The sequence below is a fragment of the Paenibacillus hubeiensis genome (genome assembly GCF_032334105.1).
Classification (GTDB): Bacteria; Bacillota; Bacilli; order Paenibacillales; family Paenibacillaceae; genus Paenibacillus; species Paenibacillus hubeiensis.
The window spans coordinates 246380-263180 of the sequence record NZ_JAVYAE020000008.1 but is presented as its reverse complement, the minus strand read 5'-3'; the positions used below and the strand labels follow the sequence as shown (position 1 = coordinate 263180).

Genomic DNA, 16801 nt, shown 5'->3' with positions numbered 1-16801 from the left:
CTCCAGGATCATCCAACCTAGTGCAGGATGGTCCGGGCATCGTGGGCCAGCGCGGTTTTCAGGATGCCGAATCGATGCTCGTGACTGATCTCGAAGATCCAAGGACGCTTGGGCGTGCTGATGTGAGAGAGGCAGTCGGCGTTCTGCAGCCAATCGTATCTCGGAAGAGGTTCATAAGGCGTCTCATGCCAGACGTCAAGCAGTCTCGGGCTGTACAAGCGCTGTCCTTCCGGAAGCCACTCTTCGTCCATCAGCTCAGCGCTGCTTCGTTGGGAGGTGTTATTCCCCGATTCATGCTGAACTGCGGTGAACAGTCCTGGCCAATATTCGGCGCGAGAGCCTTGATGGGGAACGGCTCGTGCAAATTTCAATACCCCGTCCAGCACCTGATCCATGCCAAATAGCATGGCATACAGGCTTTTGCCAAATGCAATGCGTTCATCCAGCTTGTCGAACCGCTCCAGTACTCGCCCGACGATACCCAAGCCCTTTCCGAGAGGAAATACGATCTGGTTCAGCCCTGCCAGGTTGTGCAATCGGAAGGAAGGGCTGGAGATTACGTTTTTGTGGAAATACGGGTGCTGCACGACCCGGCCTTCAATATAGTTTTGCTCATTAATAATTAATGCCGTGCTGAGCAGCGAGCTGCACTTCTCCAGCCAGAAGCGCTCCCAGAAAGGCGTCATGAACGCCGATACATGAAAATGGGACAATAAATGAAAGCAGCTTCGTCCAAGGCGGCGGCTATGCTGATATAACAACAGTTGCGGATAAGCGTCCTGGAAAATAAGAGCATTGCACCGCTCCAGCAAACGGTACGTCTGCTGCCGGGAGGTTTCGTCTTGCAAATTGCGCATGAGCCCGCTTTGCAGGTCGGTCATGTGATAGCCGCCATTTCGGGACACCATATGGGCAAGCAGCGCCCAGTGCAATTCGGGGCATTCCTCGTAGCAGGCGAGATAAGCGGCGGTTCGCGTAATATTGCTCCGGTTGTGTTCCCGGGTTTGACGGGAGACGTCTTCGAGAATGATGCAATCCTCCTCGCATAGGGGAGCGTTTCTGGCAAGGCGGGCTGCGGCATGGTCTGTGCCGGTTTTGCCAGGCAGCAAACGCCGAATCTCGGAACGCAGCGCTGCCGCGGTATCCTCGTTCCAATCGAGGTCACGCGCAGGGTGCCTGAGCCGTGCGGAGGCATGCCACGCGGCCTGTTTGCCGCGCCATGCTTCGCGGGCCGCTTCCGGAAGGGAGCGCATGAACTGAAGCATGGCTCCGAACGGGGCAGAATCGGTGCCAAGGAACATCATGGCGTACTATCCTTTCTACTGATGGTTATCTTAAGTATGTGCCGAAGAGTTGACTTCCACTCGTCAACATGCTTATGTGTATAAAGAAGAGACATGCTGCTAAAAAAGAAAGGAAGATGCTGTGATGCAACAAATAACGTCCAAACCGGAATTCGACGTAGCTATTCAGTCTTCGCGGCTTACCGTTGCCGTATTCAAGGCCGATTGGTGCGGGGATTGCAAATTCATTGACCCGTTCATGCCGGAAGTCGAGGAAAAATATGCAAACGAACTGACTCTGGTCGAGGTAGACGTGGATCAGGTCGGAACGGTAAGCGAAGAGCAGAACATTTTGGGCATTCCGAGCTTCGTCGCTTACACGGATGGCCGGGAACTCGTTCGTTTCGTGAACAAACTGCGCAAATCCAGAGAAGAGATCGAGCAGTTTTTGCAACGTGCGGTTGAAGTGTATAACACGATTCATAAATAAGCTTTTGGTCGAAAGCGCCATTCCCAACTGAGGGAGGCGCTTTTGTTTTGTCATTTTTAGGGAATGCTGAAAGAAGGCCGCTTGCACGTGATCCGCTTGTCCGAATCTCACCCAGACGTTAACATTTTGTCACAAACCGCGCCGTCAATGACTCTTTTATCCGTTATAATGGATTTAGTTGTGAAATAAATGTCAAAGTAACGAACCTCATGAAGGGAGTCATTCCTTCGCAATTTAAAAATTTAACTGCAGGTGAGAAAAATTGAAGCATTTAACCTTGTTTAAATGGTTGACCGTATTAACCTGTCTTGTCATGTTCATGGCCACGTTTGGTGGCGGCGTCGTTACGCGGACCGAGTCCGGACTCGGCTGTGGCGCCGAATGGCCTCTATGCAACGGCAAACTGGTTCCGGCCCATACCGTTGCCTCCTTGATCGAATTTTCCCACCGTGCCGTCAGTGCGTTGGCAGGGCTGTTGTCCATTGCCTCGTTCGTTGCGTTTTTACGGTTCGGCAAGCCCCGCCGAGATCTGCAATTGTTCTCATTGCTGACATTGTTATTTGTCATCATACAGGGGATCATGGGCGCATTCGCCGTCGTCTTTTCCCAGTCATCGGCGGTCATGGCGCTGCATTTCGGGTTTGCGCTGATCGCCTTTGCCAGCTCGCTCATGATGGCTTTGGGCATTCGCCAAGAGGCCAAGCATGGCGGACTGGAACGTTTGAACAAATATCCGCGAGTGAGCAAAAATTTCCGGAATCTCGTGTGGTTCTCCACCATTTACACGTACCTGGTTGTGTACACGGGGGCTTTTGTAAGCCATACGGATTCGGCTGGCGGCTGTTCCGGATTCCCTCTATGTAACGGGCAAATCGTTCCTGAACTGTCCGGCGGCGTTGCCGTAGCCTTCATCCACCGTTTAGCAGCGGTGTCGCTCGTCGTCGTGATTGCGATTCTGGGGCACTATGCATACCGCAAACATCCGGATAATAAGGAGCTTAGAACGCTGGGTGTGGTGTCGGTTGTGCTGGTGTTGCTGCAAGTGTTTATCGGTTTCCTGATGATGCTTACGATGAATCGTCCGGAAGTGTACATGTTTGTTGCCTTGTCGCACATGCTTGATATTGCCATCCTGTTCGGCATATTGACGTACATGAGTTTTCTGGTATACAAACTGCACAAACCGGTTAATCGGTTCTGATCTGCTTTCCCAAGTCCACCTGCCCTCGTGATGCATCGTCACGGATGCGGGTGGATTTTGTTTGATCCGCACCGGATTCGGGTACGCTATGGTGCAATAGCGCTGTGCGTTTACTCGGTCTCCGGTTGGGGTTATGCTTAAGTTGGGTGGTTGAGACAGATTGGACAAGAGGAGGCATGCTCATGCTGCGAACACTACTGGGTGAACCCCCGCGCCGGAATGAAGGCGTTCTGGAAGAAGCGATCGAAGCGATGGTGGAAACGCTGGAGCTCCTGCAGCGACAGTTGGACCTGAATCAGGACCCGACGCATGATTACCGCAAACTGTATGTTTGGACCCAAGGTTTGATATCCTCGCTGGATGAATTGGAGCAAAGCTGTTTTGCGGCTTCCCATTTTCGGAAAAAGGTGAAAGCAGGCTCTACGGAAGACATGACCGCTGCCGAAAAGGCGGAATATGCGCGCTACGTATATTTCTATAAGGACGGCTTCATTCGCTGTTTCGCCATTTTGGACAAAACCGGAACGGTCATCAACGAAATTTTCGACCTGAATACCTCAAAGGTCAAAGCCCACTTTTCCTACTTTACAGTACTCAGGCAGTTCGGCTATGCTAAAGTTCATGCCGATTTGGCCGAAGCGCTGATCCGGATCAAAGAAAAATACCGCGAACCGATGAGCCGATTGCGCAAGCGACGCAACATGGAGATTCATTACATGAACTGGGAGATGCAAGATGACCTGTGGCAGCTGCATCAAACGCTGCAGGGCAAAGTGCAGCTGGAGGATCTGGACCAGCATCTTCATGAGCTCAGGCAAGGAACGGACATGGTGTGCGAAACTATCAAGACGGCTTATGGCTACATTAATGCCTTGTGGCGTGAGCACGGCTTGAATCGCAAAAACAGCACCCATTAGGGTGTAATATTTACCTTTGACAAACCGGAATACTTGGATTATACTGAGTTCCTATATTCAATACTGATTAAAAATCATATATTCTTATCGAGAGCGGCGGAGGGACAGGCCCGATGAAGCCCGGCAACCGATTTATGGGGTGTGACACGATGTCATTCTTTATAGATGTTAGGTGCTAATTCCTACAAAATGGTGCAGAGCACGATTTTGGCAGATGAGAAGGCATAATCTTTCACGCAAAGAGCCCTTTTTTCTGCAGAGGGGCTCTTTTTTGGTTCGGGGAGAATGCAGATCGGAAGGATCTGCTTGCAATACAGGTTTATGATTACTCGCCAAACGATGATCGGTTTGCTCGGGAGATATGACTAAAGTCGTTTTTCTCGGCTCCGAAGGAGTTTTTCCAGCCTTTCGGGTAAAGATACATGTAATGGCGGGAAGGAGAAGCTATTTTGATTGAATTAAAGGCATTAACCAAAACATACGGCAAAGGCGCCAAAGCAACGACAGCGTTAGCCGAACTCGACCTGACCATTCAAAAAGGCGAGATTTTCGGCATTATCGGCCACTCCGGGGCGGGAAAAAGCACGTTGATTCGCTGCATGAATTTGCTGGAACGGCCGACGAGCGGCGAAGTGTGGGTCGACGGCGTCAATTTAACGGAGCTTGGGAAACAGGGGCTTCAGAAGCAACGCCGCAAAATCGGCATGATCTTTCAGCATTTCAACCTCCTGTCATCCGCGACGGTGTACGACAATGTGGCATTTCCGCTCAAGTTGGCCAATGCACCCAAGGCGGAGATCGACCGCAAGGTCAAAGAGATGCTTTCTCTGGTCGGGTTGGAAGACCACAGCGGCAAGTATCCTGCCCAACTCTCAGGCGGACAGAAGCAAAGGGTAGGCATTGCCCGCGCGCTGGCCAGCGATCCGGCGGTCCTGCTTTGCGATGAAGCGACCTCGGCGCTTGATCCGCAGACGACGGCCTCCATTTTGAAGCTGCTGCTGGACATTAACGAGAAGTACAATCTTACGATCGTACTGATTACGCATGAAATGCATGTCATCCAGAGCATATGCGATCGTGTGGCGGTCATTCACCAGGGAGGCATCGTGGAGCAAGGGCCTGTAACGGAAGTATTTCTCAAGCCGCAGCATGAGGTCACCCGCGATTTCATCCAGCGGGACGATGCCTCGGCGGAGCTGTTGGCAGTCAGCGCACCGGTCAAAGGTGACGCTATGGCTAACGGAGCTTCCCAACTGGTGAGAATCTCTTTTCTGGGAGAAAAGACATATGAAGCCATTCTGTCCAGAACGGTCCGCAAAACTGGCGTGGATTTTGCCATTTTGCAAGGCACGATTTCGACCATCAAACAAGTTCCTTACGGACAATTGACGGTAAGGTTTGAGGGCGAGCCTGCTTCCATCAGGCAGACGATGAACGAACTGGTTGAGCAGGGGCTTGATGTGGAGGTGCTACAATAATGGATTTTTCAAGCATTCGATGGGAAGAGATCAGCCAGGCTACCGTTGAAACGTTGCAGATTCTAGGGGCGTCCGGCCTATTCACGGTTATTATCGGTTTGCCGCTTGGCGTTTTGCTGTTCATGACAGCACGCTCGGCTTCGTCGCAAGTCAAGATTTTATATACCATTCTCTCTATTATCGTTAACATTCTTCGGTCGGTTCCGTTCATTATTTTGATTGTTGCTCTTATTCCGTTCACCCGAGCTTTGGTTGGAACGGCAACCGGCGTGCTGGGCACCATTCCTCCGTTGGTTATTGCGGCTGCCCCGTATTTTGCGCGATTGGTGGAAACGACGCTGCGCGAAGTGGATCGCGGCGTCATTGAAGCCGCTCAGTCCATGGGTGCTTCTACAGGCCAAATCGTCCGTCGGGTATTGCTGCCCGAGGCACTGCCAGGTTTGCTGGCAGGCGTTACGATTACGATCGTGACCCTGGTATCGTACACGGCAATGGCGGGCATGGTTGGCGGCGGCGGGTTGGGTACGCTGGCGATCAACTACGGATACTACCGATATCAAACGGAAATCATGATCGTGGCCGTCATTTTGATGATTATTCTTGTGCAATTGCTGCAAATGGGCGGCGATCGTCTCGTCAAAAAGTTCACCCGGAAATAACACATAGATCAAATTTTAAGGAGAAGGGGTTTTACACATGAAAAAATGGTCCATCGCTTTGCTGAGCCTGATGATGATCGCGGTCCTTGCGGCATGCGGCAACAACAAGGATGCCGACAGCGGCGCAGATAACGCAGGAGGCGCTCCACGTACCGTCGAATTGAAAGTCGGAGCTTCGCCTACGCCGCATGCCGAAATTCTGGAAGCCATCAAACCCGAATTGGAGGCCGAAGGCATCCGTTTGCAAATCGTAACGTTCAACGATTACGTTCTGCCGAACCAACAGCTCGCCGACAAACAACTGGATGCGAACTTCTTCCAGCATCAGCCGTACCTGGATGAGGAGAACAAAGCACGCGGATTCAATCTTGTTTCCGTAACTCCGGTGCACGTTGAGCCGTTTGCGGGATACTCCAAAAAAATCAAATCGCTGGATGAGCTGCAGGACGGCGCGAAAGTAGCGATTCCGAATGATCCGTCCAACGGCGGACGTGCATTGCTGCTGCTGGCCAAAAAAGGCTTGATCACGTTGAAGGACAACAACAACATCTCGTCTACAGTGCAGGATATTACGGCTAATCCGAAAAACCTGGAATTCATCACGCTTGATGCAGCCATGATGCCTCGTCAACTGGATGAAGCCGATCTGGTCTTCATTAATGCCAACTATGCGTTGGAAGCCAACCTGAATCCGGAGAAGGATTCCCTGTTGATCGAAGATTTGCAAGGCAATCCGTATGCCAACATTTTGGTTGCGCGTGAAGATAACAAGGATGCAGATGCCATCAAAAAATTGGCAGCCGCACTGAACTCCGAAACCGTCAAAACATTCATCAAAGAACGTTACAAAGGCGCAGTGGAACCTGCATTCTAAATAGATGCGCAAATCAAACAAGCCGTTCATCGCTGTTCAAGCGACGTCGGCTTGTTTTTGTGCATGGTCATAGAGATGCATTGATGCAATTTATTTTTTTTCCAAATCCGGTTTGGAACGATCGTTCGGTGATGAATCATCCGGATTGGTAGACTGTTGTCCGGCCGCAACTTGTTGATAGGCTTCTTCAGTCGGCGTAAGTTCATCCTGTTGTCCATGTGCATCCGTTGGATTTTTTCTTCCCGTCAATTTGCGGCGAAGCCATCCGAATATACCGACGATGGCGGCCACGATGACGAACCATCCTTTTTTCAGCAATAGCAGCAATCCTAATTTCTTGGCTACGGCAACCCCGGCGCCCCCTAGAATCAGGCCGGTTAACCCCAGCTCGGAAGATTTGTCGACCGACTCGTCGAATTCCTCGTATTTCTCGCCAGCGTTAACATGAAGCTGCCCAAGCACGCTTTCCTCGAACTGCTTGCGATTTTGTTCGAAATGGGCGGTATCCGTAATGAGAATCACGCCGATATATCCTTCGCGTGTCAGTACGTTTACGTTATAGTTGACAATCGGTTGTTGCGCCGCGTCCTTCGCGCCAAGAGAGTAAATCAACTGATGTTTCGCACTCTCGTAAGCAGGCTCGATTTCCCAACCGGTGATGTAGAGCCGATTTTCCGGAGAAGACTTTTCGTTCTGCTCCTCGGTACCGCGTTTGTAGCTGTCGAGAAGCTCTTCGGCATCCAGATTGTCTTTGTCGCTATCATCGATATGTCCCGTGTCGTTGTATTCGAAAATGACATACCAGCTGGACTGCTCGCCTTCGCCGTATAGGCTTCCGATTTCAGTGCCGTTCGGAAATGATTCCGTATCTTCCATAAAACGCTTCGTATTGGTTGCGTCCAAATAAGTCAGGCCGGGTGCGATTTGGAGGGTGGCTTTGTCATCCAGCGATACGGTGGCAGGACCGTCAATCCATTCATAGTCATCTGCGGTGCTGTCGGCAGCACTTTCGGCAGACGCGGTGAGAGCGAGCGGAAATTGCAAAGCGGTCACCAGCATAAGGGCGACAAGGGAGGTCAACCATCTTTTGTTGTTTTTCATTTCGGATTCCTTTCGAGGGCCCCATGCCTGGGCAGGAAAGTGCTGATTACAGCCTAGCATGAGCGTATGTATTATGTCTTTTTCTGTATAGAAAATAATGACTTATCGAAATTAACATATACCTCATACATTAATCAAGGGATAATTGGAAAATTGGGGTTATATTTCCTTCTAAAGTCCTACTCGGTTTTATTTTGTGAATGGACAACATATGAGGATCGTCCCCGCTCCAATGATTTTTTGCAAATATATGCAAGAGCATTTGGAGATGGGGAAGTTGTGAGGGAACGTCAAATCTTTTATACTGAATGAGTGACTGTGTTCTTGGAAGAGGGGGATGGACGTGAAAGGTAAAGTGGCCCTCATAACGGGAAGTGCCAAAGGTCTTGGCAAAATGACGGCACTGCGCCTGGCGGAACAGGGATGCCACATTGCTCTGAATTATGTGCACAGCCAAAGCGAGGCCGAAAGCCTTCAATCCCAGATTATGTCCACAGGCGTGCGCTGTATCGCGGTGCAGGCCGATATTTCACAACCGACAGACATTACCAGGCTGATCGCACGTGTGCAAAATCAGCTGGGCGATATTGATATACTTATAAACAATGCGGGACCGTTTGTCCGGGAACGCAGATGGTTTGCCGATTACTCCGCAGCCGAAATCCAGATGCTTGTGCAAGGCAATTTGCTCGGGCCCATGCTGCTGGACCAGCTCGTGCTCCCGGAGATGCGGCGCAAGAAGTGGGGAAGGATCATTCATTTCGGCTTTAGCCATGCAGGAGAGGCCAGATCATGGCCCCATCGCGCGGTTTATGCAGCGGCCAAGGTAGGCCTGGTTTCGTTTACGAAGACGCTTGCCGTGGAAGAAGCGCCATATGGGATCACGGTGAATATGGTATGCCCTGGCGACATTCGCGGCGCGAACAAAGAAAAGACGATCGATGAAATCCGGGAAATCAAGGATGAAGAAACACCGAGAGGGCGCCCGGGAAGCGGGGAGGATATCGCACGCGTAATCACGTATCTGTGCGAGGATCACTCCGATTTCATTACCGGAAACATTATGGATGTATCCGGCGGCCTGGATCCGATCCGCCCTAATATTTGGCGCGAAGATGCAGAGCAGCATGAGGCCGGGAAAAGCGAGTGATGCGAGCGCAGGCGTTGTAATAAATGTTTCCGCTTGGCTGGTCAGGAGTACAGTTCCGTGACGCAAGGCGAAAAAAGAGCCTCCGCTTCATAAGAAGCGAAAGGCTCTTGAGGTTTATTTCGTGAAGGATTGATTAGAATACTTGGACAACTTCTTCCACACCGTCAACTTCTTCAAGAAGGGCGCGTTCAATCCCGGCTTTCAATGTAATGGTGGAGCTTGGGCAGCTGCCGCAGGCACCGACCAGTTTCAGCTTCACGATGCCGTCCTCCACGTCGACCAGTTCCACGTCACCGCCATCGCGCTGCAGGAACGGACGAAGTTTGTCAAGCACGTCGGATACCTCATCGTACATGGTGCTTTGTGCGTTTTCGCTCATATTTTCAACTCCTTTCCTTCATATATTATATTACAAATGGCCATAAATTCAAATGGTCAAAGCAAGCAGGTGAACAACAAATGAGACCGATTATTGAATTTTGTGCCAATAATATGCATTTCGGTACCGATGAAGTGATGGACATGCTGGAAGAAAATCCTGACTTTGACGTCATCGAGTACGGGTGCCTCAGCAATTGCGGCCAATGTTACATGACTCCTTTTGCTTTGGTGAATGGCGAGCTTGTCATCACGGACAAAGTGGAAGATCTGTATAACGCCATATTGGCCAAAATTGCCGAAGCGGACGCCTGGGACGAGCTGGATCTTGACTAACCGAGATGCCGTTTAGACATCCAGAGCACACCGCTTTTCAAAATACGCGGCACGCGTCCCATCATGGACGTTTTGCCCATCAGCCCAAACCCAGCCTTCTTGCCGAGTGCGCCGAGTGTGCCGCGAAGCTTGAGGGGGTGAAGTTTGGGCTCTTCGCCTTTCCAAAGAGCATGCTGAATATGAGCGATCTGTTCACCCTGAACCTCGGCAGCCTGACCGCTAGGTGCAAATGGCACGCTGGCACAGTCTCCCACCACATATACATCCGTATATTCCGGAATTTGATAATACTCATTCAGGACGACACGGCCCTGCGGGTCTTTGGCGACATTCAGATCCTGCACGACTTTGACCGGCTGAATCCCTGCTGTCCAGACAACGGCATCGGTCATGATCTCTTCGTCGCGATTGTAAATGGCGCCTTGCTCCAGTCTGGAGATGGCCACATGGCGCTGCGATTCGACTTGATGTTCTTTGAACCATTCATGTACGTAAGCGGACAAGCGTTGCGGGAATGCGGACAACACGCGCTCACCCCGATCGAGGATCGTAATATTCAGGTCGGGTCTGCTTTCGCGCAGCTCAGCCGCTACTTCAACGCCGCTAAGCCCGCCGCCGACGATGTGCACGTGGCCGTAAGGTTTAACCTCATTCAAGCGCAGGTAAGTTTCCCTTGTTTTGCCGAAGCTTTGAATGGTACAGCTGAATTCCTCGGCTCCGGGCGTATTGTGGAACCGATCCGTACAACCAAGCCCGATGACAAGTCTGTCGTAAGGAAGCGGATCCTGTCCTTCGAATTCGATCTGACGGGCTTCCAGGTTGATCGACGTCACTTCTCCATACCGATGGGTAAGCTTTTCATGCACGGGAAAATGAATGCGGAGGTCGTAATCCGATACCGTTCCGGCTGCGAGCGCATAATATTCGGTCTTCAGCCCTTGGAATGGATTTCGATCCACCAAAACGATTTGAGTGTCTGCCGGAATTTTGCCTTCCAGAAGTTCTTTAGCAATCGTGAGGCCGCCGTAGCCGCCCCCAAGAATGACGAAATTTTTCATGATTGGCTTCCTTTCTGCACCAGTCCCGCAGGAAGCGGGGCTGTACCCGTGAGGCACAGGGCCATAATGGCGATCTGCCTCATGTGTTGTTTTAGGTTTGAATTAGTATATCTAAATTAGTATATCGAAAATTCAGGTCTTTCAAATTAGGGGCATTATTCCAATGGAAAGCATCGGTTCGGGATCCGCTCCCTTTTCGGTCAAGCGGATCTCGAGCCCGATGCTCGGGTTTACTCGTATACTTGGATTTCGTTGTAGAAGGTATCGCGTTCCACCGGGATTCGTCCGGCACCTTTGATCAGCCAGATGAGCTCTTTGCGGGTCAGCCCTTCGGGTGTCAGGGCACCAGCGGCGTGACTGATTCGTTCACGTACGATCGTACCGTGCGCATCCGATGCTCCGAAGCCGAGCGCGACTTGGGTCAGCTGTGGACCAATATTAATGAAGTAGGCTTTGATGTGGTCGATGTTGTCCAGCATCAGGCGGCTGATCGCGATCGTTTTGAGGTCTTCGTACGCCGAGTTGCGGCGCATGATGCTTGCATTTTTGCTCTTTGGCTGCATGGACAGCGGAATGAATACCATGAATCCGTTTGTTTCGTCTTGAAGTTCCCGGATTTGGGCCATATGGTTCACGCGGTCCTCATAGGATTCGATCGAACCATACAGCATGGTGGTGTGCGTCCGCATGCCGAGCAGGTGAGCCGTGCGGTGAACTTCCAGATAACGATCGACGTTCGCTTTGTCCACGCGCATTTTTTTGCGGTACTCATCGGAGAGAATTTCGGCTCCGCCCCCAGTGAGCGATTTAAGTCCGGCTTTTTGCAGCTCCTCAAGCACTTCCTTAATGCTTAGTCCGCTGATGCGTGTGAAGAAATCGATCTCTGCTGCCGTGTATGCCTTCAGCGTAACGTTCGGATATTTTTCGTTTAATGCACGCAAGGAATCGACATAATATTGAAAAGGAACATGGTTGTTATGTCCGCCTACAATATGGAACTCGCGTACGCCGGGATGAATATGCTGTTCTACGTAATCGATCATTTCCTGTCCCGACAAGGTATAAGAGCCTTCTTCACCCTGATCCTTGCGGAAGTTGCAAAAGGCGCAGTGGGCTTCACACACGTTGGTGAAATACAGGCTCATGTTTTCGATGAAATATACTTTTTTGCCGTTTTTCTTCAGGTTGGCCTCATTGGCCAGCTGGCCCAGAGTTAGCAGGTCATCCGTCTGGTACAGATAAACGCCGTCCTCTACGCTAAGCCTTACTCCGTTCTGTACTTTCTCGACGATTTCAGCCATTCTCTTGTCCGTGAACGGTGTTACCAATGTAGACATGTTGTTTCCTCCTGTTCTTGACCGGATTGGAGTTGCGCGCAGTACTGGCTGGCAGAACTACATAACAAAGATGCGGTCGTTTGCCGCCTTCCGTATAACCAACTCGTATTGACCCGGTTGCAGCGCATGCTGCATTGCGTAGCTGTTTTTTTTCGCGAAATGAGCCCTCCGGCTTTATATGCATTGGGGACTGCAGCACAGTCTCGAAATGTGAAAAAAATTACAACTCTAAATATGACCATCGCTTGAAGAAGTCATGACAAAATATCGACATTTCAAATCGATCACCTATCCATTATAAACCTCGTGTCCCGGGGGTTCAATATGCTGGAAAGAAAAAGGAGGAGCGGAGGCAAGAAAACACGGGCAAACATGACTTGAGCCCCTTGACGCGGTGGAGTATAATTTAGAAAGAGTTCAAATTAAAGGAGAGTGACCTGGCATGATCAGCATCAGCGAAACGGCTGCCGAGCGGCTGAAGGATATGCTGGCTCAGCAAGAGACACCGGACATGTTCCTGCGTCTTGGCGTAGCACCGGGCGGTTGTACCGGATTTTCGTACGCCATGGGCTTTGACGATAAAGAATCCGAAGACGATATTTATATGAACATTCACGACATGAAGGTTGTTGTGGAGAAGGAAAACCTGAAATACCTGAATGGCCTGGAAATTGATTTTGAAGAATCCGGCATGACGGGCGGCTTCACTATCCATAACCCGAACGCGGTAGCGACATGTGGTTGCGGATCTTCCTTCCGCACACGCGAAGAAGCAGGCGTGCCGGATAAAGATTGCTGATTCGGAAATAGATGTTCCTGGTATATGTATTACCGGTGCAATAAAGGTCTCCGTAGCGCATTAGTTTTTCTCTAATTGCGATATGGGGGCTTTTTTTGTATTGGAAAGCGATCGAGTGTGATTTCGGCATGCAAGGTTTTGGATGGGCGGATTTGAAAATAACGGAAGACCATGATATATTCAAATAAAAAGGGAACTGGTGTTCCTGTTTCGCAAATCCGCATCATAAATGCCAAACGGCCCATGCCATGCGCACGAGTGAGATTTGCGTTAGATTACAGTATAATTTTCACAAGTTCAATTTTCCAGCGAGGAGGCGCGCGAAATGCTTCAACTGGCTTCAACCTATATTGATTCACTGGCCCCGAACGCGGCTGCGGCCAAGAACGGACGGGGACTGGTCCAGAAAAACAAATTCGTCAAACTTAACATATCGGAGGAAGGGAACCTGTTGTTTGGTGAATGTGCCGGCAGCGGGAAATCCAATTATGTTTGTTCCGTCGATTTTGTCATGCCGGACAATCCGGTCTCGCGATGCAGCTGCCCGAGCCGGCAGTTTCCATGCAAACATGCGCTTGGACTGATGTATGCCTATGCGGAAGGATTGCCGTTTGAGAACGCTTCTGTGCCTGAAGATATTGCGTCCAAGCGGGAGAAGGCAGAGAAACGCGAAGAGAACAAAGCCAAGCGCGAAAGCGGTGAGCTGCCTGACAAGCCGAAAAAGGTCAATAAAAGCGCGCTCAAGAAGAAAATCGCCAAGCAGCTTGAAGCGCTGGACGAATTGGAGAAGCTTGTGCTTTCACTGGTTCGCGGTGGGTTGGGCACGGCGGATGCACGGACGGTGAAAAGCCTGAACGAGCATGCCAAGCGGCTCGGAAGCAGTTACCTTACCGGAGCGGAGAACGAATTACGGCGGCTTGCACTGCTGTTGGAAGAGGAAGACCGAGAGAGCGGCTATACATATGCGATGGAGCAGCTGACTTTGCTGCATGCTTTTATTAAAAGAGGCAGGACATATTTACAAGCCAAACAGGAAGATCCGGAACTCAAACCGGATAGCGAATCAACGATTGAAGAATGGCTTGGTCATGCTTGGCAGCTGTCCGAACTTAAGGAAGCCGGACGGGTAAGCGAGAATGTGGAGCTGCTTCAACTTGCTTTCTATTGCCACAAGGATGACGCACGCCGAGAATACATAGACACCGGTTATTGGCTGGAGCTTGGCAGCAAACGCATTCATCGAACCGTACATTATCGACCGTTTAAGGCTTTGAAATTCATGAAGGAAGAAGACAGTTTCTTCAATGTGGCGCAGATTTCCGAATTGTATCTTTATCCGGGCGGCATGAACGCCAGGGTGCGTTTTGAAGGCATGATCCCGCGCGAGACGAAAGCCGTCGATCTTGAGGCTGCCTGCGAATCGGCTTGGTCATCGATACCGGAGGCGGTCAAGGCGGTTAAAAACCAACTGAAAGATCCGCTGGGCGATCGGGCCCCGGTCGCGTTACTGAAGGCCTCCCGCATCGCACGCACGGAAATGGGAGGTTTCGCCCTGGTCGATGAGGCAGGAAATACATTGGAGCTCAGCGATATTTACCGCCTGCCCGGGCAATCGACGCCGCTGTTGTCGCTCGTCGATGCTTCGCTGCTCAGCGACTGCTGCGTATTGGCGATGTTCGAGCATCAGATGGATACAGGGCGGCTGGCTGCACAGCCGTTAACGGTGATTCAGGGAGACCGGATTGCCCGGCTGCTGTACTGATCGCTGTTATCGAAGCTGGAATCAAAACGGGGAATCGGGAGGAGAAGCGAATGAGCACCACTTTATTGCAAGAATTACAGGGCGAACTTCGCCGTTTATATATTGCAGGCAGCGACTTGGCGGGAGACGATTTCCGCCTGAAACGCCTGGAGCCGAAGTTGGCCCAGCTTGGGGAGCGGGCCCCGGTATTCGGCAAACTTGCCGAGGGAGTCGCCGCACTGACAGGTCCTTTAGAGGCGGAAGCAAGAGCGGCCCGGCTGCAGGACGTGGCGCTGCTGCTGAATTCGGTGTTGTCGACACAGGGGATCGTGGCTGCAGAAGGAGACGTATGCGCGGAGCATAGGAAGGAGGTCGAATTGTCAGGGTTAACGACCAGCCACTCGTACCGACAGCTGGCCGAGGTGCAGAATGCATTGTCGGATTCGGGAGGCGGACGGTACGAGATTGTGACTTCTGCCTTTGAACAGGGACTGTTCCGTGACTTAAGGTTATTCCCGTTTGCGGTGAGGGCCTTGGGCGATTCATATTCGGAAATTGCGGATTTTGCGGCGCGGAACATCCTGCCGGCATATGGACCGGCGATTGTACCTTACTTGCTTGAGGGAATGGACATCAATGGAGGACGTCAAGAGGAACGGCGCCTGCAGGTGGTAAGGTCGCTCGGTGTCGATCCGGAGGATGAACGGTCGCTGGAACGTTTGGTCAAGGCCGCGGAAGAAGGGGGAGACAAAATCCGCTCCGCGGCGATTGCCTGCCTCGGGCCTCATCCAAAGTTCGAAGACCGATTGCTTGAGTGGTCGCAGGACAAAAAGAAACCGGTACGCGAAGGGGCCTATGGTGCATTGGCGGTCCGTAATTCGGAAGGAGCGCGTGAACGGTTATATCAAGCAATCCAAGGAAAAGACGCATTGCTCGTGGCCGAAGCGATCAGTTATGCACCTGCCGAGGAAATGGTCGACATGCTGCTGCCTCTTTTCGAGGAACGGCTTCGCAAGGAGCATGTAGGCGAAGATGACAAAAAAAGCAAGGGAAAGCTATGGAAAGAACTTGAGCCGTTGGCCATTGCGCTCAGAGACGTGCGTCATCCCGAGCTGGAGCGCCTGTATCTGGACGTGGCGGGAAACGAATCTGCTTTCCCTTCCTTGGGCAGGCTCGACTATGGCGATCATGTGCAAATAATGAGACAGGTCGCGGGTTATTTGGCGCAAACGGATTCGCCAGAGGCACTTGCCGTGCTCCAACAATTGGAAGATCAAGACCCGGGGTATCTGCCATATGCATTCCGTGCTGCCAGACGCCAGCTTGCGCCAGCCGAGCTTTACGACAGGTATGTTGGTTCCGGGTGGGGACGCCTCAAAACCGTGGTCTCCAGAAAGTCTCAACTGGCGCAGAAGGCGCTGCTGGATGCACTTCGCGATGAATTGTACGTTTATCATGGGTATGTCAGAAGCCGGTTGCCCCAGGAACGGATCGAAGCAGAATGGGATTCCCGCTGGCTCGACTGGCTGATGGATCGCGATGAGCTGCAACTGGTGTCCGCGCTGGCAGCCCCCGGAAATGACAGGTTGCTTCCTTATATCGAAAAAGCCATAGAAAAAGCCAACAATCATGACTCGCATTACATTTTCTCCGCCCTGGATGCCAGCGGTGCTGCGGAGGATATAAAAGCCGAACTTCTGGTGCAATGGATGGAGCGAAAAGATTGGAAACGCACATATAGCATGTACTCCGAAGAGAGCGAACGTTTGCTTCGCGTCCCCGATCATCTGGCTGCAGAAGTGGCGGACAGGGTAGAGGCGTTACTCCCGGAAGTGCGCTATGAAGGCCTTAAGGAGCGGCTCGAAGAGATCGTTCATACGCTTCGGCGCCGGGCAGCATCGGTGTAAACCGGTTTTCCATAAACAGAGAATATCCTTTCGATTTCAGGCCGCCCGGCAGCACCGGGCGAAGGGTGATTTGGATTTTGGAACAAGATTGG

16 protein-coding genes and 1 riboswitch are annotated in these 16801 nt (G+C 51.5%); of the genes, 11 read left to right on the top strand and 5 right to left on the bottom strand.

Features of this window, described 5'->3' with window-relative positions:
* Positions 1–17 precede the first annotated feature (17 nt).
* A complete protein-coding gene (locus RSX24_RS20645; RefSeq protein WP_343261674.1) occupies positions 18–1304 on the bottom strand; it encodes a DUF2515 family protein in 1287 nt (428 codons plus the stop codon).
* Between the two features lie 124 nt (positions 1305–1428).
* Here RSX24_RS20645 and RSX24_RS20640 point away from each other — a divergent pair, with 124 nt between their 5' ends.
* The 6 genes from RSX24_RS20640 to RSX24_RS20615 all read left to right on the top strand — a co-directional run bounded on the left by RSX24_RS20640 (position 1429) and on the right by RSX24_RS20615 (position 6902).
* Positions 1429–1773, top strand: a complete 345-nt coding sequence (locus RSX24_RS20640; protein ID WP_236414676.1) for a thioredoxin family protein — start codon at positions 1429–1431, stop codon at positions 1771–1773.
* Positions 1774–2035: 262 nt separating this feature from the next.
* The gene (locus RSX24_RS20635; protein ID WP_343261673.1) at positions 2036–2974 is read left to right on the top strand and encodes a COX15/CtaA family protein; all 939 of its coding nucleotides are present in this window, start codon (positions 2036–2038) and stop codon (positions 2972–2974) included.
* A gap of 182 nt (positions 2975–3156) precedes the next feature.
* Positions 3157–3891: a Cthe_2314 family HEPN domain-containing protein gene (locus tag RSX24_RS20630; RefSeq protein WP_236414675.1), complete on the top strand. Its 735-nt coding sequence runs from the start codon at positions 3157–3159 to the stop codon at positions 3889–3891.
* Between the two features lie 81 nt (positions 3892–3972).
* Positions 3973–4112, top strand: a riboswitch (SAM riboswitch).
* Positions 4113–4340: 228 nt separating this feature from the next.
* Positions 4341–5369 (top strand): methionine ABC transporter ATP-binding protein, encoded by a 1029-nt coding sequence (locus RSX24_RS20625; RefSeq protein WP_343261672.1) that lies wholly within the window; start codon positions 4341–4343, stop codon positions 5367–5369.
* Positions 5369–6028, top strand: a complete 660-nt coding sequence (locus RSX24_RS20620; protein ID WP_236414673.1) for a methionine ABC transporter permease — start codon at positions 5369–5371, stop codon at positions 6026–6028. Before RSX24_RS20625 ends, RSX24_RS20620 begins: the two co-directional genes overlap by 1 nt.
* A gap of 37 nt (positions 6029–6065) precedes the next feature.
* Positions 6066–6902 carry a MetQ/NlpA family ABC transporter substrate-binding protein gene (locus RSX24_RS20615; RefSeq protein ID WP_236414672.1) on the top strand — a complete coding sequence of 279 codons (837 nt, stop codon included), beginning with the start codon at positions 6066–6068 and terminating at the stop codon, positions 6900–6902.
* A 90-nt stretch (positions 6903–6992) separates the two neighbouring features.
* Here the strand turns inward: RSX24_RS20615 and RSX24_RS20610 are convergent, their stop codons facing one another.
* On the bottom strand, positions 6993–8003 hold the full coding sequence (locus RSX24_RS20610; RefSeq protein ID WP_343261671.1) for a DUF2167 domain-containing protein: 1011 nt from the start codon (positions 8001–8003) through the stop codon (positions 6993–6995).
* Between the two features lie 343 nt (positions 8004–8346).
* On the opposite strand from RSX24_RS20610, the gene RSX24_RS20605 reads away from it, so the two are divergent.
* Positions 8347–9153, top strand: a complete 807-nt coding sequence (locus RSX24_RS20605; RefSeq protein WP_236414670.1) for an SDR family oxidoreductase — start codon at positions 8347–8349, stop codon at positions 9151–9153.
* A gap of 133 nt (positions 9154–9286) precedes the next feature.
* Here RSX24_RS20605 and RSX24_RS20600 read toward each other — a convergent pair whose 3' ends face one another.
* A complete protein-coding gene (locus RSX24_RS20600) occupies positions 9287–9532 on the bottom strand; it encodes a NifU family protein (protein WP_062324083.1) in 246 nt (81 codons plus the stop codon).
* An 80-nt stretch (positions 9533–9612) separates the two neighbouring features.
* Between RSX24_RS20600 and RSX24_RS20595 the strand changes: the two genes are divergently transcribed.
* Positions 9613–9867 carry a YuzB family protein gene (locus tag RSX24_RS20595; protein ID WP_236414669.1) on the top strand — a complete coding sequence of 85 codons (255 nt, stop codon included), beginning with the start codon at positions 9613–9615 and terminating at the stop codon, positions 9865–9867.
* Here RSX24_RS20595 and RSX24_RS20590 read toward each other — a convergent pair.
* Both RSX24_RS20590 and mqnE read right to left on the bottom strand, forming a co-directional pair.
* Positions 9864–10925 carry an NAD(P)/FAD-dependent oxidoreductase gene (locus RSX24_RS20590; RefSeq protein ID WP_236414668.1) on the bottom strand — a complete coding sequence of 354 codons (1062 nt, stop codon included), beginning with the start codon at positions 10923–10925 and terminating at the stop codon, positions 9864–9866. The two genes, RSX24_RS20595 and RSX24_RS20590, sit on opposite strands and share 4 nt — an antisense overlap.
* A 230-nt stretch (positions 10926–11155) precedes the next feature.
* On the bottom strand, positions 11156–12262 hold the full coding sequence (gene mqnE / locus RSX24_RS20585; protein ID WP_236414667.1) for an aminofutalosine synthase MqnE: 1107 nt from the start codon (positions 12260–12262) through the stop codon (positions 11156–11158).
* A gap of 442 nt (positions 12263–12704) precedes the next feature.
* On the opposite strand from mqnE, the gene RSX24_RS20580 reads away from it, so the two are divergent.
* The 3 genes from RSX24_RS20580 to RSX24_RS20570 all read left to right on the top strand — a co-directional run bounded on the left by RSX24_RS20580 (position 12705) and on the right by RSX24_RS20570 (position 16709).
* Positions 12705–13061 carry a HesB/IscA family protein gene (locus tag RSX24_RS20580; RefSeq protein ID WP_236414666.1) on the top strand — a complete coding sequence of 119 codons (357 nt, stop codon included), beginning with the start codon at positions 12705–12707 and terminating at the stop codon, positions 13059–13061.
* A gap of 325 nt (positions 13062–13386) precedes the next feature.
* Positions 13387–14823: an SWIM zinc finger family protein gene (locus RSX24_RS20575; protein WP_339274468.1), complete on the top strand. Its 1437-nt coding sequence runs from the start codon at positions 13387–13389 to the stop codon at positions 14821–14823.
* A gap of 50 nt (positions 14824–14873) precedes the next feature.
* The gene (locus RSX24_RS20570) at positions 14874–16709 is read left to right on the top strand and encodes a HEAT repeat domain-containing protein (RefSeq protein WP_343261670.1); all 1836 of its coding nucleotides are present in this window, start codon (positions 14874–14876) and stop codon (positions 16707–16709) included.
* The last annotated feature ends 92 nt before the right edge of the window (positions 16710–16801 follow it).

Bases quoted from the DNA above. Each gene is read 5' to 3' on its own strand.
- RSX24_RS20645 (WP_343261674.1), bottom strand. From the start codon at position 1,304: ATGATGTTCCTTGGCACCGATTCTGCCCCGTTCGGAGCCATGCTTCAG.
- RSX24_RS20640 (WP_236414676.1), top strand. From the start codon at position 1,429: ATGCAACAAATAACGTCCAAACCGGAATTCGACGTAGCTATTCAGTCT.
- RSX24_RS20630 (WP_236414675.1), top strand. From the start codon at position 3,157: ATGCTGCGAACACTACTGGGTGAACCCCCGCGCCGGAATGAAGGCGTT.
- RSX24_RS20620 (WP_236414673.1), top strand. From the start codon at position 5,369: ATGGATTTTTCAAGCATTCGATGGGAAGAGATCAGCCAGGCTACCGTT.
- RSX24_RS20615 (WP_236414672.1), top strand. From the start codon at position 6,066: ATGAAAAAATGGTCCATCGCTTTGCTGAGCCTGATGATGATCGCGGTC.
- RSX24_RS20610 (WP_343261671.1), bottom strand. From the start codon at position 8,003: ATGAAAAACAACAAAAGATGGTTGACCTCCCTTGTCGCCCTTATGCTG.
- RSX24_RS20600 (WP_062324083.1), bottom strand. From the start codon at position 9,532: ATGAGCGAAAACGCACAAAGCACCATGTACGATGAGGTATCCGACGTG.
- RSX24_RS20595 (WP_236414669.1), top strand. From the start codon at position 9,613: ATGAGACCGATTATTGAATTTTGTGCCAATAATATGCATTTCGGTACC.
- RSX24_RS20590 (WP_236414668.1), bottom strand. From the start codon at position 10,925: ATGAAAAATTTCGTCATTCTTGGGGGCGGCTACGGCGGCCTCACGATT.
- mqnE (WP_236414667.1), bottom strand. From the start codon at position 12,262: ATGTCTACATTGGTAACACCGTTCACGGACAAGAGAATGGCTGAAATC.
- RSX24_RS20580 (WP_236414666.1), top strand. From the start codon at position 12,705: ATGATCAGCATCAGCGAAACGGCTGCCGAGCGGCTGAAGGATATGCTG.
- RSX24_RS20575 (WP_339274468.1), top strand. From the start codon at position 13,387: ATGCTTCAACTGGCTTCAACCTATATTGATTCACTGGCCCCGAACGCG.
- RSX24_RS20570 (WP_343261670.1), top strand. From the start codon at position 14,874: ATGAGCACCACTTTATTGCAAGAATTACAGGGCGAACTTCGCCGTTTA.